General features: G+C 70.1%; 18 protein-coding genes. 6 read left to right on the forward strand and 12 right to left on the reverse strand.

Features of this window, described 5'->3' with window-relative positions:
• Window positions 1-8 precede the first annotated feature (8 nt).
• Window positions 9-803, forward strand: a complete 795-nt coding sequence (locus GXW74_RS12540; RefSeq protein ID WP_211846853.1) for an SDR family NAD(P)-dependent oxidoreductase — start codon at window positions 9-11, stop codon at window positions 801-803.
• Between the two features lie 57 nt (window positions 804-860).
• Here GXW74_RS12540 and GXW74_RS12545 read toward each other — a convergent pair whose 3' ends face one another.
• The 9 genes from GXW74_RS12545 to GXW74_RS12585 all read right to left on the reverse strand — a co-directional run bounded on the left by GXW74_RS12545 (window position 861) and on the right by GXW74_RS12585 (window position 11,255).
• The gene (locus GXW74_RS12545) at window positions 861-2,372 is read right to left on the reverse strand and encodes a helicase HerA domain-containing protein (protein WP_211846854.1); all 1,512 of its coding nucleotides are present in this window, start codon (window positions 2,370-2,372) and stop codon (window positions 861-863) included.
• Between the two features lie 106 nt (window positions 2,373-2,478).
• Window positions 2,479-3,336, reverse strand: coding sequence for a tripartite tricarboxylate transporter substrate binding protein (locus GXW74_RS12550; protein ID WP_211846855.1), 858 nt, complete (start codon window positions 3,334-3,336; stop codon window positions 2,479-2,481).
• 187 nt (window positions 3,337-3,523) lie between these two features.
• Window positions 3,524-3,937: a DUF3830 family protein gene (locus GXW74_RS12555; protein WP_211846856.1), complete on the reverse strand. Its 414-nt coding sequence runs from the start codon at window positions 3,935-3,937 to the stop codon at window positions 3,524-3,526.
• Between the two features lie 205 nt (window positions 3,938-4,142).
• Complete coding sequence (locus tag GXW74_RS12560; protein ID WP_211846857.1) at window positions 4,143-5,186, reverse strand: C-terminal binding protein; 1,044 nt, start codon at window positions 5,184-5,186, stop codon at window positions 4,143-4,145.
• A gap of 28 nt (window positions 5,187-5,214) precedes the next feature.
• Window positions 5,215-6,117, reverse strand: a complete 903-nt coding sequence (locus GXW74_RS12565) for a carbohydrate ABC transporter permease (protein ID WP_211846858.1) — start codon at window positions 6,115-6,117, stop codon at window positions 5,215-5,217.
• A gap of 12 nt (window positions 6,118-6,129) precedes the next feature.
• Window positions 6,130-7,083: a carbohydrate ABC transporter permease gene (locus tag GXW74_RS12570; RefSeq protein WP_211846859.1), complete on the reverse strand. Its 954-nt coding sequence runs from the start codon at window positions 7,081-7,083 to the stop codon at window positions 6,130-6,132.
• Window positions 7,084-7,142: 59 nt separating this feature from the next.
• On the reverse strand, window positions 7,143-8,483 hold the full coding sequence (locus GXW74_RS12575) for an ABC transporter substrate-binding protein (RefSeq protein WP_211846860.1): 1,341 nt from the start codon (window positions 8,481-8,483) through the stop codon (window positions 7,143-7,145).
• 28 nt (window positions 8,484-8,511) lie between these two features.
• Window positions 8,512-9,570 carry an ABC transporter ATP-binding protein gene (locus tag GXW74_RS12580; RefSeq protein ID WP_211846861.1) on the reverse strand — a complete coding sequence of 353 codons (1,059 nt, stop codon included), beginning with the start codon at window positions 9,568-9,570 and terminating at the stop codon, window positions 8,512-8,514.
• A 56-nt stretch (window positions 9,571-9,626) separates the two neighbouring features.
• A complete protein-coding gene (locus GXW74_RS12585) occupies window positions 9,627-11,255 on the reverse strand; it encodes a thiamine pyrophosphate-requiring protein (RefSeq protein ID WP_211846862.1) in 1,629 nt (542 codons plus the stop codon).
• A 136-nt stretch (window positions 11,256-11,391) separates the two neighbouring features.
• Between GXW74_RS12585 and GXW74_RS12590 the strand changes: the two genes are divergently transcribed.
• The 5 genes from GXW74_RS12590 to GXW74_RS12610 all read left to right on the forward strand — a co-directional run bounded on the left by GXW74_RS12590 (window position 11,392) and on the right by GXW74_RS12610 (window position 17,002).
• Window positions 11,392-12,978, forward strand: coding sequence for a serine hydrolase domain-containing protein (locus tag GXW74_RS12590; protein WP_246523281.1), 1,587 nt, complete (start codon window positions 11,392-11,394; stop codon window positions 12,976-12,978).
• Between the two features lie 12 nt (window positions 12,979-12,990).
• Window positions 12,991-13,929, forward strand: a complete 939-nt coding sequence (locus tag GXW74_RS12595; protein WP_211846863.1) for an NAD(P)H-dependent flavin oxidoreductase — start codon at window positions 12,991-12,993, stop codon at window positions 13,927-13,929.
• A gap of 65 nt (window positions 13,930-13,994) precedes the next feature.
• A complete protein-coding gene (locus tag GXW74_RS12600) occupies window positions 13,995-14,480 on the forward strand; it encodes a tripartite tricarboxylate transporter TctB family protein (RefSeq protein ID WP_211846864.1) in 486 nt (161 codons plus the stop codon).
• A 4-nt stretch (window positions 14,481-14,484) separates the two neighbouring features.
• The gene (locus GXW74_RS12605) at window positions 14,485-15,981 is read left to right on the forward strand and encodes a tripartite tricarboxylate transporter permease (RefSeq protein ID WP_211846865.1); all 1,497 of its coding nucleotides are present in this window, start codon (window positions 14,485-14,487) and stop codon (window positions 15,979-15,981) included.
• Window positions 15,982-16,012: 31 nt separating this feature from the next.
• Entirely contained in the window at window positions 16,013-17,002 is a 990-nt protein-coding gene (locus GXW74_RS12610; protein ID WP_211846866.1) for a tripartite tricarboxylate transporter substrate binding protein, read from the forward strand.
• A 42-nt stretch (window positions 17,003-17,044) separates the two neighbouring features.
• Here the strand turns inward: GXW74_RS12610 and GXW74_RS12615 are convergent, their stop codons facing one another.
• From GXW74_RS12615 to GXW74_RS12625, 3 genes are read right to left on the reverse strand one after another with little or no spacing between them, the layout of a single operon-like run.
• Window positions 17,045-17,827, reverse strand: coding sequence for an enoyl-CoA hydratase/isomerase family protein (locus tag GXW74_RS12615; RefSeq protein ID WP_211846867.1), 783 nt, complete (start codon window positions 17,825-17,827; stop codon window positions 17,045-17,047).
• A 3-nt stretch (window positions 17,828-17,830) separates the two neighbouring features.
• Window positions 17,831-18,796 (reverse strand): Bug family tripartite tricarboxylate transporter substrate binding protein, encoded by a 966-nt coding sequence (locus GXW74_RS12620; protein WP_211846868.1) that lies wholly within the window; start codon window positions 18,794-18,796, stop codon window positions 17,831-17,833.
• A 60-nt stretch (window positions 18,797-18,856) separates the two neighbouring features.
• Window positions 18,857-19,465: a glutathione S-transferase family protein gene (locus tag GXW74_RS12625; RefSeq protein WP_211846869.1), complete on the reverse strand. Its 609-nt coding sequence runs from the start codon at window positions 19,463-19,465 to the stop codon at window positions 18,857-18,859.
• Between the last annotated feature and the right edge of the window lie 51 nt (window positions 19,466-19,516).

The raw sequence follows: 19,516 nt of genomic DNA on the forward strand, positions 1-19,516 counted from the left end.
AGCGCACGGTGGATTTCAAGGGAAAGGTGGCGGTCGTCACCGGCGGCGGCAACGGCATCGGGCGTGCCGCGTGCCTCGGCTTCGCGCGGCATGGCGCGAAGGTCGTGGTGGTGGACCGCGACGCCGGGGGCGCCGAGGCCGTCGCCGCCGAGATCGGCAGGAAGGACGCCATCGCCTGCATCGCCGACGTCACGCGCGCGGCCGATGTCCAGGCCTATGTGAAGGCCGCGCTCGATGCCTTCGGCAGTATCGACTGTTTCCACAACAATGCCGGCATCGAGGGCCGCATCGCAGCGACCGCAGAATACGAGGAAGCCGTCTTCGACGCGGTGATGGGCGTGAACGTGAAGGGCGTCTTCCTCGGCCTCCGCCACGTGCTGCCGGTGATGGTCCGCCAGGGGCGCGGCGCGGTGGTGAACACGGCGTCGATCGCCGGCCTGGTCGGCACGCCGGGCATGCCGGCCTATGTCGCCTCCAAGCACGCGGTCATCGGACTGACCAAGGTGGCGGCGGGCGAGCTCGGACCGCTCGGCATCCGCGTGAATGCGGTGTGCCCGGGCCCGATCGCGACACGCATGATCGAGGACATCGCGCGCCAGGTCTCGCCCAACAATCCGGAAGGCGTGGAGGAACGCTACACCGCCGGAATCCCGCTGCGCCGCTACGGCACGGCCGAGGAAGTGGCGAATGTGGTGCTGTTCCTCTGCTCCGACCTCGCGGGCAACGTCACCGGCGCGCAGTACGTGGTGGATGGCGGCCGCACCGCCGCGCCGGCGGGCGTGTCGCAGGGCAAGCTGCCCTGATCGCCTCGCTGTCCGCTCCCCGCGCCCCGAGACCCGGCGAGGGAAGCGGACAGGGGGTCAGGCCATGGCGATGGATTCGAGCGGCCCGTCCGGGTCGCCCGGGGCCGTTTCCCAGCCGAGGCCGACCAGTGCGATCCCTCGCCGGCCAGCCCGTTCCGCGCGCAGCACGATGACGCCACGCTCCTCCAGCCAGGTGAGCAGCCGCCGTGCGCGGCCAAGCGAACGGCTGCCATAGGCGCGCGCGATGGTCGCGTCGGAGGGGCACGGCTCGCCCGCCAGCGCGGCGCGGGCGAGCAGCAGGTAGACGCCCTGCGCGTCCTCCGGCAGCGCCTCCGCGCGTTCCACGGCGCGCGGCCATTCGCTGCCGTCCGGCGCGTCCTCGACGATGCCGGCGCGGGCATTGGCGAGCATGCGGCGGAAGGCCGGCAGTCCGACCGTCGCGCCGCCGAGCTCCTGGATCCGGCAGCGCACCAGGAAATCCTGGTAGAGCACGGCCGGCGGGCGGAAGGGCGCTTCGGGGTCGGCCATGACCTGGCGCAGGATGGCGGCGAGCCTGCGGTCGCGCTCCGAGGCCTCCTCCGGCGAGGACGGCTCGGCTGGTTCCGCGCGGGATTCCGCCGCCGGCGGGATGTATTGCGCGAGCTGCTGCAGGATGTCCGGCGCCGGCGCTCGCGGCTGGCGGTGCCGGCGCGGCGGCAGCGGCACCTCCGGTTCGGGCGCGCAGAGGATCAGCTCGCGCGCCTGTTCCACCGCGGCGGTGTCGGGCGGCGGCACCAGCTTCGGGCCGGCGCTGCGCGTGGCCGTCTCCGTCGCGCCGATTCGCACCGGGAGCGGGCGGCGCGACAGGGCGGGGCCAAGGGCGACGAAATTCCCGCGCGGCAGGTCGCGGAACATCTCGGCCTGGCGCCGCTCCATGCCGAGCAGGTCCGCCGCACGCGCCATGTCGATGTCGAGGAAGGTGCGGCCCATCATGAAGTTCGACGCCTCGGCCGCCACGTTCTTGGCGAGCTTCGCGAGGCGCTGCGTCGCGATGACGCCGGCGAGGCCGCGCTTGCGGCCCCGGCACATCAGGTTGGTCATGGCCCCGAGGGAGAGGCGGCGCGCCTCGTCGGACACCTCGCTCGCGGCAGCGGGGGCGAAGAGCTGCGCCTCGTCCACCACCACCATCACCGGGCTCCAGGCGTCGCGATCGGCTTCGAACAGCCCGTTGAGGAAGGTGGCGGCGCAGCGGAGCTGGTCGTCCACCTCGACCGATTCCAGGTTCAGCACCACCGAGACGCGGTGCCGCCGCACGATGTCCGCCGTGCGATGCAGCGCGCCTTCGGAATGATCCGCCGCGTCGATCACCAGATGACCGTGGCGATCGGCGAGGGTGACGAAGTCGCCCTCCGGGTCGATCACCACCTGCTGCACCCAGGATGCGCTCTGTTCGAGCAGCCGCCGCAGCAGGTGCGACTTGCCGGAACCGGAATTGCCCTGCACCAGCAGGCGCGTCGAAAGCAGTTCCTCGAGGTCGAGAAGCGCCGCCTCGCCCGAGGCCGCCTTGCCCATCTCGATCCCGATCGTCATCCAGCCACCCCGGTGAAGCCCACTCCCCCCGGACGCGAGTCGCCCGGGCCACGCGGGGGCTCTCCTACCGAAGATCGGGTGGGGCCGGAAGGCGGCCGCTCGCCCGTCAGCCGGCGCGGAGGCCAAGCCGTTGGATCAGGGCCGTCTCCTGCTGCACCATCTCCTGCAGCAGCGCGGCGTAGTCGGCGCTGTTGCGGTATTCGGGCAGCATCTCGTAACGGTCGCGCATCTCAATGAAGGACGGATCCTCCATGCCGGCCTTGAAGGCGTCGTGCAGGATGCGCGTGATGGCCGGCGGCAGGCCGGCCGGAGCCATGATGCCGAAGGGCGTCGTGACGACCATATTGTAGCCGAGGTCGTTCAGCGTCGGCGCATCCGGGAAGCGGCGCAGGCGCTGCGGCGTCCAGACGGCGAGGAACACCGCCTGGCCGCTTTCGACCAGGCCGGCCATGCTGGTCGAGCCGGCCATGAGGTCGATATGCCCGCCCAGCATCGACTGCGAACCGTCGGCGTCGCCACGGAACGGGATGTGGGTGACGTCGAGGCCTTCGCGGCGCATCAGCTCCGCCATGTAGACATGCGGCGTGCCATTGGCGCCGGTGCTGCCGAAGGAGAGCTTGCCGGGGTTGGCGCGCGCCTCCTCAACGAAGCTGCGCCAGCCATTGGGAAACCGGCCGGCCTTGGCGACGACGACGAAGGGATAGCCGACGACGCAGATGACCGGCGTGAAGTCGCGCAGCGTGTCGTATTGCAGGCGCTGGAGGAGCTGCACGCGGATGGCCGAGGCCGGGAACTGCGTCAGCGTGTAGCCGTCCGGCCGCGCCCGGGCGACCTGAGCCGCGCCGAGCGTGTTGGCCGCGCCGGGCTTGTTCTCGACGATGACGGGCTGGCCGAGGCGCTTGGCCGCCGCCTCGGCCAGAGCGCGCATCGAGATGTCGGTGGTGCCGCCCGGAGGGAAGGGCACGATCAGGCTGATCGGTCGGGTCGGGAAAGCCGAGGACTGGGCCCGGGCGATCGCGGGGGTTACTAGGCCGGCAGCGAGGACGGCGCGGCGTGGAAGCCTCAACTTATTGAACAAGCTTGGTTTCCTCCGGTGTGTCGCCGGAGGCTACCGCAGTGCAGCAGGGCCAACAACCCGGCTCAGGCCGGCATCACGCCGGCCGGAAGGTGATCGGCTTCGCACCGTCCCACAACACGGAGCGCCCCACCACGGCCAGGCGATCGAGCCCTTCGCGGATCGTCAGCACGTGGTTGCCGGCGAGCTGCCCGGCCTTGGAAGCGAAGCAGGTCGGGCCGTAGGCGACGAGGATCTCGGTTTCGCTGACGCCGCCCGGGTAGACGATGACCTGGCCGGGCGCGGGGTAGGAGGTCGCGTTCTCGAAGCCGATGCCGAGGTCGAAGTCGCCCATCGGGATCCAGCAGGCCTCGCCGGACCAGCGGACATGGATGATGCGGTTGCTGTAGGGCACGAAGTCGCGGAAGCGGGCCACGGTCCTCGGGGCGTCGCGGCCTTCGTAATGGGCTTCGAAGATCTCGCCGCCAATGTCGATGATCACGTCCGCCATGTCGTGTGCTCCTTGCCGCATCCTCGGCCGGTGTAGCGTTTCCCGGCGTGGCGGAAAATCCGTTTCGGCTGGCCCTTCGGCCTTCGGGCTCCCATCCCCGATGCGCTGCATCGACGATGGGCGCCGCGCGGCGGTCGCCCGGCAGGGCAACGCTCCTCAAGGTCCATCGCGCGGTCCGAATGAGCAGGTTCCCGCCGGGCGCGGTTCACGAGTTCGGCCCGCGCTCCATCGCGTAGGGCTGCCAGCGCCTGAGGGTCGACGTCGCCAGGACCGTCGGGTTGACGCAGGACAGCGGCCATTTCCCCTGCAGCGTCAGCGCCAGTTCCTGCCCCACGCGCCGCTTGCGCGCCGGGTCGAAGCGCGAGGAAGCGGAGGCATTGTGCGGCGAGAGGATGACGTTGTTCATCCCGTGCAGCGGATTGTCCTGCCGCGTCGGCTCGGTCTCGAAAACGTCCAGGCCGGCGCCGGCGATCCAGCCCTCCGACAGCGCCCTGATCAGCGCCGCCTCGTTCACCGTCGGCCCGCGGCCGGTGTTGATGAAGAGCGCCGTCTTCTTCATCTGCCGGAAATGGTGCTCCTTCAGGAAGCCGCGGCTCTCCGGCGTGTCCGGCAGATGCATCGAGACGAAGTCGGAGGTCGAGAGCACTTCCGACAGGCTCGCCGGTTCGACGCCGAGGGCTGACATGGTCAGTTCCTCGACGAAGGGATCGAAGGCCTTCATCCGCAGGCCGAAGGCGGCGGCGCGGCGGGCGGTCGCACGCGCGACGCGGCCGAAGGCGATGAAGCCGAGCGTCTGGCCCATCAGGCGGGGAATCTGCAGAAGCTGCGGCCGGCCCTCGGACCAGCGCCCCTCCCGTACCATGCGGTCCTGCTCGATGCAGCGGCGGTGCGTCGCCAGCAGCAGCATCATCGCATGGTCGGCGACTTCCTCGATGAATGTGTCGGGGCAGTTGGTGACCGGGATGCCCTTCGCCGTCGCCGCGGCGACATCGACATAGTCCACGCCGACGGTGCCGAGCGCGATGTGCCGGCACTTCGTCAGTGCGTCGATCATCCTCGCGCTGAACTTCATGCCCTTGGCGTAGACCGCGTCCGCGGTCGGCGCGGCGGCGATGAAGCCTTCCTCGGTCGCCGGGCATTCGACGATCTCGGCGCCAAGACCTTCGAGCGCCTCCATCTCGTGGTCGTAGCCGCCGCCGGATGTGGTGAAGGAAGCGCCGGCCGGCGTCAGGATGGTGTACTTCGCCAAAGCTGTCTCTCCTGTGCGTTGCGCAGCCTCACTCCTTCACCGCGCCGGTGAGGGAGGAGACGTAGTAGTCGACGAAGAAGGAATAGAAGATCGCGACCGGCAGGGAGCCCAGCAGCGAACCCGCCATCAGCGCGCCCCACTGGTAGACGTCGCCGGTGACCAGCTCGGTCAGGATGGCGACCGGCACGGTCTTGTTCTCGCTGCTCTGGATGAAGGCGAGCGCGTAGATGAACTCGTTCCAGGAAAGCGTGAAGGAGAAGATTCCCGCGCTGATCAGCCCGGGCACCGCGAGCGGCAGGGTGATCTGGCGCAGGATCTGCAGGCGCGTGGCGCCGTCTATCAGGGCGCATTCCTCAAGCTCGTAGGGGATCGACTTGAAGTAGCCGATCAGCAGCCAGGTGCAGAAGGGCACGAGGAAGGTCGGGTAGACCAGGATCAGCGCGAGCGGCGTGTCGAACAACCCGAGCCGGAAGACCATCGTCGCCAGCGGGATGAACAGGATCGAGGGCGGCACCAGATAGGCGAGGTAGATCGCCAGCCCGACATACTGGCTGCCCTTGAAGCGCAGGCGCTGGATCGCGTAGGCCGCGAGCGTCGAGGACAGCAGTGAGAGGAAGGTCGCGCAGATGGCGACCGTCATCGTCGTCAGCAGCCAGCGCGGATAGGCGGTGCCGAACAGCAGCAGCCGGATGTGGTCGAGCGTCGGCGAGGTGATCCAGAATGGGTTGTGCGTGCGGTAGTCATACAGCTCCGCATTCGGTTTGAACGCCGTGATGGTCATCCAGTAGAAGGGAAACAGCAGGATGATCAGGAAGCAGGCCAGCGGCAGGTAGATCGTCACCATGCGCCGGGACCTGCTGTCCCAGGACATCGCCTCGGGCGCCGCGGCTGCGGTGTTCTGCGTCTCGGGGGCTTCGGTCGTGGCGCTCATCGGGGCACCTCCTCAGTCGTTCGCCTCGCCCTGCTGCCACTTCCGCCGCGCGAGGGCGAAGTAGGAGAACAGCGTGGCGAAGACGAGGAAGGGAATCATCGAGACGGCGATGGCGGCGCCCTCGCCCAGTTGCCCGCCGGGAATGCCGCGCTGGAAGGCGAGCGTCGCCAGCAGATGCGTCGAGTTCACCGGCCCGCCGCGGGTGATCGCGTAGACCAGCTGGAAGTCGGTGAAGGTGAAGATGATGCTGAAGGTCATCACGATCGCGAGGATCGGCAGCAGCATCGGGAAGGTGATGAAGCGGAAGCGCTGCCAGGCGGAGGACCCGTCGAGCAGCGCCGCCTCGTAGAGCGAGGGCGAGATGGTCTGCAGCCCGGCGAGCAGCGAGATCGCGACGAAGGGGATGCCGCGCCAGACATTGGCCGCGATCAGCGACCAGCGCGCCGGCCAGGCGGTATTGATGAAGTCGATGTTGGTCTCGCGCAGCCCCAGCTCGATGAAGATGTAGGAGATCACCGAGAACTGCGGATTGTAGATCCACCAGAAGGCGACCGCCGTCAGCACCGTCGGCACGATCCAGGGCAGCAGGATGATGGCGCGCAGCAGCGACTTGAACGGCAGATGGTTGTTCAGCAGCAGCGCGAGCCACAGCCCGAGCCCGAATTTCCCCACCGTCGCGACCGCCGTGTAGAACACGCTGTAGAAGACGGCATTCCACCAGATCGGGTCCTCGATCATGAACTCGAAGTTCTCGATGCCGACCCAGCGACCGCTGCGCCCGATGGTGGTGTCCGTGAAGGCGAGCCAGATGCCGAGGCCGAGTGGATAGGTCAGGAAGACCATCAGCAGGCCCAGGGCAGGCAGCAGGCACATCACGACGAGGAAGGGCTTCCAGTCGAACAGCTTCGACAGCCAGGATTGCTCCTTGGCCTGTCGGACCCAGCCTTCGGCGGCGGTGACGGACATCGGCGGTACTCCCAGGAGAGCCGGCGGCACCCCGCGGGGCGCCGCCGGGTCCGTTCACGTCAGCGGCGGAAGATGCGGCGCGCGCGCCGGTCCGCCTCACGCATGGCCGCTTCGGGGGTCGCCTGGCCGGAGGCGACGGAAGCGAACATCTGCACCAGCACGTACTCGGCATTGGCCTGGCCGGAGGCTTCCGAGATCGGCCCCTTGTACCCGTTCCAGAAGCGGTTGTTCATCGTGTCGCGGAAGATCTCGATCTTGGGATCGCTGGTCCACACCGCGCTCTCCCTGTAGGCGTTCAGCGGCTGCGCCCAGTAGCCGAGGTTGGCGTTCAGCCAGGGCTCGTACTGTTCCTGTTCCATCAGGAACATCAGCAGCGCCTTGGCCGCGTTCGGGAAGCGGCTGTGCCTGAACACCATGGCGTTGAGCGTGAGCGGCGCGCTCGGCCAGGACGTCGCGGCGCCGAACGGCAGGAAGGAATGCTCGGTGTCATCGGCAATGGGGCGCGTCGCCGGATCATTCTTCAGCGCGAAGTAGAGCGAGACGCCATTCGACGTCACGAACAGCGTGTTCGCCGCATAGGCCTGGTTGTTGCTGATGTCGCCCCAGGAGATGGTGCCGCCGTCCACGAAGGTCGGATACAGCTCCTTCAGGTAGTTCAGCGCCGCCAGCGTCTCCGGCCTGTTCACGGAGACGGCCCCCGCCTCGTCGGTGATGGAGGCGCCGTGCGACCACATCAGCCAGTTCGCGAAGCCGTTGCCGTCGCCGACCGCGTTGCCCAGCGCGAAGCCCGCCGGCTTGTTCGCCTGGCGCAGCTTCTTGCACATGTCGAGGAAGCCCGGCAGGTCATTGGGCGGCGTCTGGTAGCCGACCGAGTTCACCGCCGACTTGCGCCAGACGAGCGGGCCGGCGGTGCCACCGAAGGGCAGGCCGATCCAGTTGTTGGTGCCGTGGCGCTTGCCGAGCTTCTCGGCGGCGAACATCCACCCGCCGAACTTGCGGCCGAGATACTCCGCCACATCGGAGACCTCGACCAGCTTGTCGACGTAGATGTGCGGCGCATCGCCGAAGCCGACGATCACGTCCGGCCCGGCGCCGGTGTTCGCGGTGACGGCGGTCTGCTGGTTGATATCCTCCCACCCCACGAAGTCGACGCGCACCTGCACGCCGGTCTGCTGCGCGAAGCGGGCGCAATTGGCGCGGAACACCTCCTCGTCCGGCGCGACGAAGCGCACGGGGCGCAGCATGCGCAGCGTGGCGCCGCTCTCGATCGGCAGGTTCGGGGCGGTGACGCCGGCGGCGGCCTGGACGCGGGTCTGCGCCAAGGCATCCCCGCCCGCCACGAGCGCCGCCATGCCGGCCCCCGCCCCCAGGATGCTGCGCCTTGTGATGATGCTGGCCATGTTTCTCTCCCTGTCTTCGTTGGACCGCCTAGTTTCCGACGCGCTGACCTGTCCCCTTGTCGAAGAGATGCACGAGGGACGTCTCGGGGCTGACCTTCAGGATCTCCCCGGGCTTCGCGATGATGCGCTCGCGGAAGGCGCCGATCAGGTTCGCCCCGCCGACATGCATCAGCACCTGGGTCTCGGAGCCGGTCGGCTCCACGACATGCACCGTCGCCGGCAGGCCTTCCGGGTCGAGGCGAAGGTGTTCCGGCCGGATGCCGTAGATCACCTCGCCTCCCGGTGGAGGCGCGCCGTTCAGCGGCAACGGCCAGGCGACATCGCCGGGACCGCGGAAGCTGCCGCCCTCGACCCGGCCCTCCATCATGTTCATCGCCGGAGACCCGATGAAGCCCGCGACGAAGAGATTGGCCGGCCGGTCATAGAGTTCCAGGGGCTGGCCCGCCTGCTCGACGCGGCCGTGGTTCATCACCACGATCAGGTCGGCCATGGTCATGGCCTCGATCTGGTCGTGGGTGACATAGACGGTCGTCACCTTCAACCGCTGGTGCAGTTCCTTGATCTCGGCGCGCATCTGCACGCGCAGCTTGGCATCGAGGTTGGACAGCGGCTCGTCGAACAGGAACACCTGGGGGTTGCGCACGATGGCGCGGCCCATCGCCACGCGCTGCCGCTGCCCGCCCGAAAGCTGGCGCGGGAAGCGATGCAGGAGCTGCTCGAGGCCGAGGATCTTCGCGGCCTTCTGCACCTCCCGCTCCATCACCTCCCTGGGTGCGCCGGCCAGCTTCATGGAGAAGGCCATGTTCTGGAACACGGTCATGTGGGGATACAGCGCGTAGTTCTGGAACACCATCGCGATGTCGCGGTCCTTGGGCGGGACGTTGTTCACCACCCGTCCGCCGATCGCGATCTCGCCGCCGGTGATGTTCTCGAGCCCCGCGAGCATGCGCAGCAGCGTGGACTTGCCGCAGCCCGAAGGCCCGACCAGCACGACGAACTGCCCGTCCTCGATCGCCACGCTGACCCCGTGCAGGATCTGCGTGCTGCCGAACGCCTTCCGCACCTGGCGGATATCGACCGTCGCCATTCAGCCTCCCTGAACTGCCGGGCGGGTTGTCAGCCCCGCCTCGTGGCCGTGCCGCGCTACAGGCGGGACACGGCCGTCTCCTTGGACGTGATGAATTCGAGCAGCGCGGGCGTGCCGTTCCTCGTCTGCTCGATGCCACGCTGGATGGCGGGGACGATGTCCGCCACGCGCTCCACCCGCTCCCCGTAGCCGCCGAAGGCGCGGGCCATCGCCGCGTAGTCGCCGGAGATGTCGGTGGAACGGTACTTCTCGGTGGAGACCGGCATGACCTTCAGCTCGATCGCCATGGAGAAATTGTTCAGCAGGATGGAGAGGATGGGGATGCGCTCGCGCACCGCCGTCTCGAAATCCATGCCCGTGAAGCCGATCGCCGCATCGCCCCAGACATTGATGCACAGCTTGTCCGGCGCGGCGAGCTTCGCCCCCATGGCGAGGCCGAGACCATAGCCCAGCTGCGTCGTCTTGCCCCAGCCGAGATAGGACAGCGGCGTGCGGCTGACCCAGAAGGGCGAAAGCTGGTCGCGCGGCGACCCCGCGTCATGGGTGATGATGGTGTTGTCCACATCCACCGTGCGCCACAGGTCGCGCAGCACGCGGTAGGGATTGAGCGGCTCGGCATCGCTGTCGGTCCTGGCCGCCCAGGCGGCGAGCCACTCGGCGCGGTGCTGCCGGATCTCCTGCGCCACCGGCCCGGCGTCGCGCGGCGTCGTCACGCGGCCGGCGAGTTCCGCCAGCAGCGCGTCGAGCGTCAGCGCCGCGTCGCCCACCAGGCCGATCTCGCAGGCGACGTCCTTGTTCAGGTGGTCGGGGTCGAGCGTGGCGTGGATGATCTTCTTCCCCGCCGGCATCTTCACGCCGAAATTCGTCTCGGTGAAGGAGCAGCCGATGCCGAGAATGAGGTCGGCATTGTCCAGGAAGTGCCGCACCGGCTTGGGGATGGCGAGGCCGCCCGAGCCGAGCGCGAGCGGATGGTCCTCGGGGAAGGAGGATTTGCCGCCGAGGCTCGTCGTCACCGGCGCGCCGAGCAGCTCCGCCAGCGCCTTCAGCTGCGGCCAGGCGCGCGCCCAGTGCACGCCGGTGCCGGCGTAGATGACCGGCCGCTTCGCCGCCGCCAGCGCATCCGCCGCGCGCGCCACGTCCAGCGGGTCCGGCCCGTAGCGCGTCGCGATCACCGGCGTGTAGTCCAGCGGCTCCGGCACTTCCTCGTTCCACATGTCGGTCGGGATCTCGACCAGCACGGGACCGCCGCGGCCGTTCCTTAGCCGAGTGAAGGCACGACGCAGGATGTTCGGCACCTCGGCCGCCGACGTGATCGGCTCGGCCGACTTGGTGATGCCGCGCATCTGGACGCTGGAATTGAAGTTCGGATCGACATGCGCGAGCCGCCGTGCGTAGCCCATCGGCAGCACCAGCACCGGTATGCTCTCGCCATAGCACTGAGCGACACCGCCATAGGCGTTCTCGGACCCCGGCCCGTGCTGCATGCAGAAGGCGCCGAGCTGCCGGCCGGAGGTGACGCGGCTGATGGCATCGGCCATGTGCAGCCCGATGCGCTCCTGGCGCACCATCACCGGGCGGATGTCGATCTCCGCGGCGTACTCGATGAGATGGTTGACCGGATACCCCGTGAGGATGCGGATGCCCTCACGCTTCATGATCTCGGCAATTGCCGCACCAAGCTTCATCGTGCCGTTTCCTCGTCGCCGGCACTTTCAGCCCGGCCCTTGGCGCTTCGTTGCGCTGCGCGAGCCTAGACACCGCGACGCATTGCCCGCAACCCCCCGCTTGTGCCCCGCCTTGCGCGCGGGCAGGCTGCTTAACATGCCGATGCGCGATCTTGATCTGCTTATGCTTGAGCGCCGGGTCGAGGCGCTGCTCGCGCCCTTCGGCGCCGCGGGCTCGCCCGGATGCAGCATCGGCCTGGTGCGCGAGGGCACGCTCGTGCTGCATCGCAGCGCGGGCCTCGCCAGCATCGAGCAGGGTGTCGCCATCGGGCCGGCGACCACCTTCCGCATCGCCTCCGTGACCAAGCAGTTCGTCTGCGCCGCGGCACTGCTGCTGGCCGAGGATGGCGCGCTCTCCCCCGATGACGACATCGCGGCGCTGATCCCGGAACTTCCTGACCTCGGGGCGCGGATCACGCTCGACCACGTCATGCGCAACAGCTCCGGCATCCGCGACATGCTGGAGCTGATGCGCCTCGGCGGGCTGGATCTCGGCGCCGCCTGCACCGCGGGCGACCTGCTCGCCGCGCTGTGCCGCCAGCGCTCGCTGAACTTCGCGCCGGGCAGCCGCTTCCTCTACAGCAATTCCGGCTTCTTCCTGCTCGGCCTGGCGGTGGAGCGCGCCGCCGGCATGCCGCTCGCCGCCTTCCTGGAAAAGCGGATCTTCGCCCCGCTCGGCATGACGCGCACGCGGCTGACGCCGACGACGAGCGAGGTCGTGCCTGGCCTCGCCACCGGCTACCTGCCGCGTGAGAGCCGCTTCATCCGCGCCGCGCACGGCTTCGCGCTCGGCGGCGAGGGCGGCATCGTGTCCTGCGTCGAGGATCTCGCCCTCTGGGCGCGCAACTACGAAACCGGCCGGGTCGGCGGGCCCGCGATGGTCCAGGCGCTGCAGCACCGGCAAACCTTCACCAACGGCGCGCTGAACCTCTACGCCCGCGGCCTGGAGGCCGGGGAGCACCGGGGCGTGCCGACGATGGGCCATGGCGGCCTGTGGCCCGGCTTCAGGACCGCCTTCCTGCGCGCGCCCGGGGAAGGCCTCACCATCATCGTGATCACCAACCATGGCGGCGCCGAGCCCGGCGCGATCGCGACCGAGGTGCTCGATGCCGCGCTCGCCGGCACGCCGGGGCTCGCGCCCGTGCCCGCCCTGCCTGCCCGCCCGGTGCTGGAGGCGATGTGCGGCCTCTGGGTGCAGCCGGAGGATGGCGCCTCCTTCGACCTCTTCCTCGACGGGGACGGCCGGCCCGTGGCGCGCAGCCATGGGGTGCCCGCCGCGCTCGTGCCGCTGCCCGACGGCGCGCTGACGGCGCGGCGAGGGTCCTTCTGCTTCACCCTGCGCAGCGCCGGCGATGCCCTGGAGCTGGAATCGGATGCCGGGCAGCGCGGGCTGTACCGCCGCGCCACGGCCGAGGCGCCGATGCCGGAAGGCCTGCCCGGCCGTTATGCCTGCGCGGAACTCGGCACCGAATGGAGCATCGATGCGGACCACCGCGTCACCGCGCGCGGCCCGCACGCGGTCGGCGGGCCCTGGCGGCTCGAACCGGTGGCGCCCGGCCTGCTGCGGCTGCACATACCAGGCGCGCTGTTCGACACCTGGGCCGACATCCGCCTGCTGCCCGGCGGCGCGCTGGAGGCCAATGCCGCCCGCGCCCGCCGCCTGGTCTTCGATCGCATCGCCTGAGGAAACACGTCCATGCCCATCCCCGAAGCCCTCAGGGGCCGCCTTGCGCTTCCGGCCATCGCCGCGCCGATGTTCCTGGTCTCCGGCCCCGACCTGGTGGTCGAGACCTGCCGCGCGGGCGTGCTCGGCACCTTCCCCGCGCTGAACCAGCGCAGCACCGAGGGCTACGGAGACTGGCTCGCCGAGATCCGCGAGCGCACCGGCAACGACGCAGCGCCCTATGGCGTGAACCTCATCGTCCACCGTTCCAACGCCCGGCTGCAGCAGGACCTGGCGGAGACGGTCCGGCAGCGCGTGCCGGTCATCATCACCTCGCTCGGCGCGGTGCAGGAGGTGGTGGACGCGATCCACTCCTATGGCGGCCTGGTGTTCCACGACGTCATCAACCTGCGCCACGCGCGCAAGGCGGCGGAGGCCGGGGTGGACGGGCTGATCGCCGTCACCGCGGGCGCCGGCGGCCATGCCGGCACCTACAACCCCTTCGCCTTCCTGCACGAGATCCGGCAGTTCTTCGCCGGCACGCTGATCCTCTCGGGCGGCATGTCGACCGGCGCGCATATCGCCGGTGCGCGCGCGGCGGGGGCCGATCTCGCCTATCTCGGCACGCGCTTCATCGCGACGACCGAAAGCCGCGCGCCGGAGGACTACAAGCGGATGGTGCTCGCCGCGACGGCGAAGGACATCGTCTACACGCCGGCGATCAGCGGGGTGAACGCCAACTTCCTGCGCCCCTCGATCGAGGCCGCCGGGCTCGATCCCGACAATCTGCCCGACTACGGGCGCGACGTGGCGCCCGGCAACCACGAACGGCGCGCCTGGAAGAACATCTGGTCCGCCGGCCACGGCGTCGGCGCGATCGAGGACGTGCCGAGCACCGCCGAGCTCTGCGCGCGGCTGAAGCGCGAATACCGCCAGGCGATCGAGGGCCTCGCCGCCGATCTCGCGGCCTAGCCTTCGCGCCGAAGGATCGTCTAGCCTTTCGCGGCGGCAACGTCCGCGGGGGGAAACGACAGGGCATGCATCTCTCGGACCGGATAACGGGCGGCTTCCTGGTGCTGCTCGGCGCCTTGGCTTTCTGGGGCGGATCGCGCCTGCCGGCCGTGCCGGGGCAGGATGTCGGCCCGGCGGTGTTCCCGATGGTGGTCGGCGGCGGGCTCGCGCTCTGCGGCGCGCTCATCGTGCTCGGCATCGGCCACAGTTTCGAGGACGAGGAGACCGAACCGGTCGAGGCGCATGAAGGCCTGGCGCGCTGGCTCGGCGCCTGGCGGGCGCTCGCGGCCTTCGTGCCGCCGGCGCTGCTGCTCTTCTACGTGCTGGCGTCGGAAGCGCTCGGCTTCCTGCCGACGGCCTTCGTGATGGTGGCGGTGGCCGCCCTGTCGCTCGGCGCCTCGCCGCGGCTGGCGCTGGCCATGGCGGTGGCGGCGCCGCCGGTCGTCCACCTCGTCTTCTACAAGCTGCTGCGCGTCCCGCTGCCCGCGGGCATCCTGCCGGCGCCGTGGTGATCGCATGACCGCCTTCCTCGAAGCGATGCGTCTGGTTGCGGCGCCGGACGTGCTGATCGCCATCATGGCCTCCGCGGTCTACGGGCTGGTGGTGGGGTCGCTGCCCGGCCTTTCGGCCACCATGGCAACGGCGCTGCTGGTCCCGGTCACCTTCTACCTCTCGCCGATCGCGGCGGTGGCGACGATCATCACGGCGTCCGCCATGGCGATCTTCTCGGGCGACATCCCGGGCGCGCTGATGCGCATCCCCGGCACGCCGGCCTCCGCCGCATACACGGACGAGGCCTATGCGATGACGCGCAAGGGCCAGGCGGAGCTCGCACTCGGCGCCGGCCTCTGGTTCAGCGCCATCGGCGGCATCGTCGGCACGCTCTCCCTCGTGCTGATGGCGCCGGCGCTGGCGGAGATGGCGCTCTCCTTCTCCACCTTCGAATATTTCTGGCTCGCCTTCCTCGGCCTGATGTGCGCGACGCTGGTGGCGCGCTCCTCGCCGATCAAGGCGATCGCGGCCATGCTGCTCGGGCTGCTGTTCGCCTGCATCGGCATCGAGAACCCGGGCGGCGTGCCGCGCTTTACCCTCGGCATCACCGACCTGCTCGGCGGCATCGAGCCGATCCCCGCGCTGGTCGGCGTCTTCGCGGTGTCCGAGGTGATGCGCGCGATGACGACGCCCGAGCCCCCGCCCCTGCCGCGGCGGCGCTTCGGCAGCATCCTCGCGGGCCAGTGGGCGCTGACGAAGAAGTACCAGTGGCCGATGTGGCGCGGGAACATCGTGGGCATCATCATCGGCGTGCTGCCCGGCGCGGGCGCGGACATGGCGGCCTGGGTCTCCTACGCCACCGCCAAGCGCTTCTCGAAGGAACCGGAGAAGTTCGGCACCGGCCACCCGGAAGGGCTGGTGGAGGCGGGCGCCTCGAACAACGCCTCGCTCGCCTCCGGCTGGGTGCCCTCGCTGCTGTTCGGCATCCCCGGCGACACCATCACGGCGATCGCCATCGGCGTGCTCTACATGAAGGGGCTGAACCCCGGGCCGACGCTGTTCACCGAGCGCGCGTCCAGCATGTACGCGCTCTACATCATCTTCGTGCTGGCCAACATCATCATGATCCCGCTCGGCATCGTCATGATCCGCGCGGCGAGCCTGGTGCTGCGGGCCCCGCGCTCCGCGGTGATGCCGGTGATCGTGCTGCTCTGCGCGGTCGGCGCCTTTGCCACCGGCAACAACCTGTTCTCCGTGCTGCTGGTGGGGCTGTTCGGCATCGTCGGCTTCGTCATGGAGCGCAACGGCTACCCGGTCGCCGCGCTCGTCCTCGGCATCGTCATGGGCACGATGGTGGAGCAGAACTTCGTCACCTCCCTCATCAAGTCCGACGGCGATGTGCTGCCGTTCTTCGAGCGGCCGGTCTCCTCGGTGCTCGCGGCCATGACCATCGCGGCGCTGCTCTGGCCGGCCGCGGTCTGGGCGATACGCCGCTTGCGGCCGGCCGAAGCGGCGCGATAGCGTCACGCCACTTCGAGGAGGGAACGAAAGAATGATCCAGTTCACCCGCCGCGGCGCGCTCGCCGCCGGCGCCCTTGCCGGGATCGCCCCGCTCGCGCGCCCTGCCCTCGGCCAGGGCCGCTATCCCAGCCGCCCCGTCACCGTCATCTGTCCCTGGGGCGCGGGCGGCGGCACGGACGCGACCGCGCGCATCGTCGCCAACCTGCTCGAGAAGGAACTCGGCCAGCCCTTCAACGTGGTGAACCGCACCGGCGGCTCCGGCGTGGTCGGGCATTCCGCCATCGCCCAGGCGGCACCGGACGGCCACACCATCGGCATGCTCACGGTCGAGATCGCGATGATGCACTGGCAGGGGCTGACGGAGCTCAAGCCCACCAGCTACACGCCGCTCGCGCTGATGAACGAGGATCCGCCCGGGGTGCAGGTCAACGTCAACTCGCCGTACCGCGACATCAAGTCGCTCGCCGACGCCATCAAGGCCAGCCCGGCTGGCCGCTTCAAGGCCTCGGGCACCGGTCAGGGCGGCATCTGGCATCTCGCGCTCGCCGGCTGGCTCCTGGCGATGGGCCTGCGTGCCGACCACGTCCGCTGGGTGCCCTCCAACGGCGCCGCGCCGGCAATGCAGGATCTCGCCGCGGGCGGGGTGGATCTCGTCACCTGCTCGGTGCCGGAAGCGCGCGCGATCATCGAGGCCGGTCGCGCCCGCAGCCTCGCCGTCATGGCGGCGCAGCGCAATCCGCAGTTCCCCGATGTGCCGACGCTGAAGGAGAGCCTCGGCATCGACTACAACACCGGTGCGTGGCGCGGCATGGCCGGCCCGGCGAACCTGCCGCCGGAGATCGCCCGCACCCTGACCACCGCGCTGCAGAAGGTCTATGACGGCCGCGAGTACAAGGAATTCATGGCCTCTCGCGGCTTCGGCGTGGTCTGGGCGGATGCCGCCGGCTTCGCCGCCTTCATGGAGCGGTCGGACGCGAGTCTCGGCGCCGCGATGCGCGCCGCCGGCCTCGCGCGCACCTGACGCGGGGCGGGGCGGCGCCGGCCCATCCGGCGCCGCCTGCCCTCAACGTCCGCGGAACACCGGCCTGCGCTTCTCCGCGAAGGCGCGCAGCCCTTCCTTCGTATCCTCGGTCTTCGCCAGCGCCGCGGTCTGGGTCTGCTCGAAGCGGTAGCCTTCGTGCAGCGGCATGTACTCGCACACCGTGAAGGCCCGCTTCATCGCCGCGACCGCGAGCGGCGCCTTGCCGGCGATCTCCCGCGCCATGGCCTGGGCCGCCGGCAGCAGCTCCGCTTTCGGGAAGCAGCCGGAGGCGACGCGCATGCGGTGCAGCTCCGGCCCGTACAGCCGCCGCGCGGTGAACAGGAACATCCGTGCATCGGACTGGCCGAAATGGCGCAGCACGTGCTGCACGCCGCCGGCGAGGCCGACATCCACCTCCGTCATGGACATGAAGGCGTCCTCGGCGACGAGAACGATGTCGCAGACCAGCGCCAGCACGCAGCCCGCCCCGATCGCCGGCCCGTTCACCGCCGCGATCACCGGCTTGCCGCATTCCATCACGCAGTCGAAGCCCGCCCGCACCGCCCGGCTGTGACGCGGGAAGGCGCCGCGCGTCGCCGCATCCGGCCGGTCGCGCAGGTCGGCGCCGGCGGAGAATGTCCTGCCGTCCCCCGTCAGCACGATCGCGCGCACCTCCTCGCTTTCATGCAGCGTGTCGAAGATGCGGGTGATCTCGTCGCGGAAGACGCCATTCTGCGCGTTCACCGGCGGGCGGCGGATCGTGACGGTGGCGACGTGGTCGGCCACCTCGACGCGGAAGGTTTCGAGCGGGTCCAGACTGTCCATCGGCTACTCCAGGCGGATGTTGCCGGCGCGAACCACTTCGCCCCAGCGTGCGGCGCCTTCGACCACGGCGGAGGCGAAGGCCTGCGGCGTGCTCGCGACGATCATGCCGCCCTGGCTGGCCAGGGCGGCGCGCGTCTCGGCGTCGTCGAGGGCGGCGACCATCGCCGCATGCAGCAGGGCGATGCGCTCCGGCGGCGTGCCCGCGGCGCTGACCAGGCCGTAGAAGGTCTCCGACAGCATGCCGGGCACGCCGGCCTCCACCATGGTCGGCAGGTCCGGAAGTTGCTCGATGCGCCGCGCGCTCGTCACCCCGAGGCCGCGCAGCGCGCCGGAGCGCACATGGCTCAGCAGTGCCGGCACGTCCGCCATCAGGATCTGGATGCGTCCGGCCAGCGCGTCCGTCACCGCCGGCGCGGCGCCGCGATAGGGCACGTGCACGATGTCGATGCCGGCGCGCTGCTTGAACAGTTCCCCCGCCATGTGCAGCGAGGAACCGATGCCGGCGGACCCGTAGGACAGCCGCCCGGGCTGCGCCTTCGCGAGCGCCACCAGCTCCGCCACCGTGTTCGCCGGCACCGACGGATGCACGGCGAGGATCTGCGGCACCGACAGCACCAGCCCTATCGGCGCCAGCTCGGTCTGCGGATCGAAGGGCATCTGCTGCGTCAGATGCGGCTGCACCGCCAGCACGCCGCTGCTGGCCAGGCCGATCACGTGACCGTCCGGCGCCGCGCGCGCCACCGCCTCGATGCCGACCAGCCCGCCGGCGCCGGAGCGGTTCTCCACCACCACCGCCTTGCCAAGCCGCTCGCCCATGACGCGGGCGATCAGCCGCCCGATGAGATCCGCGGGTCCGCCCGGCGGGAAGGGCACGACGAGGCGCACCGGCTGGGCCGGGAATCCCTGCGCCAGGGCGATGCCCGGCGCGGCGGCCATCAGGCCGAAGACGGCACGACGCGACAGAGTCATGGCTCTTCCTCCCTCGATCGCGGCCGGGTCGCTGTCAGGGATGCGCGGCGCGGCTCGCCCTCAGTCGTCCACCACGGGTGTCGCCAGCATCGACGGCCGCGCGGCGAAGTCGGCGAACCAGGCGGCGAGCGCCGGCCGGCCTTCCCGCCAGTGCAGCGCGTCGAAGCGGAAATCGAGATAGGCGAGCGCACAGCCGATCGCGATGTGGCCGATCGAGAAGGCATCGCGCGCCAGCGCCGGCGCCTCGCGCTCGAGCGCATCGATGGTCGCGGCGTGCTTCGCCGCGAAGCCCTCCAGCATCCCGGCCGAGGGGACCGTGCGCGTGCGCTCGAACCGCCACAGGATCAGCAGGTCGAGATAGCCGTTGCCGAGCGCGTGCCGCCGCAGCGCGGTCCAGCGCGCCGGTCCGGCGGCCGGGAAGAGACGCCCGCCGCCCGCCAGCGCGTCGAGGTATTCGCAGATGACGACGGAATCATAGAGAGTGGTGCCGTCCTCCAGCACCAGGGTCGGGATCTTGCCGAGCGGATTGTCGGGCAGCAGCCCGTGGTTCACCTCGGCGGTCGCGACGCGGGTCCGCACCGTCTCGATCCGGTCGGCGAGGCCGAGCTCATGCGCCGCGACCATGACCTTGCGCACGAAGGGCGAGCGCGGCGACCAGTGAAGCCGCATCCTTCCCCCAGCCGCCATCGCTTCCCCCCGAGCGTCTCCGTTTGGGGGAAG

The organism is Neoroseomonas eburnea, assembly GCF_018129005.1.
In the GTDB taxonomy this organism is placed as follows: Bacteria; Pseudomonadota; Alphaproteobacteria; order Acetobacterales; family Acetobacteraceae; genus Neoroseomonas; species Neoroseomonas eburnea.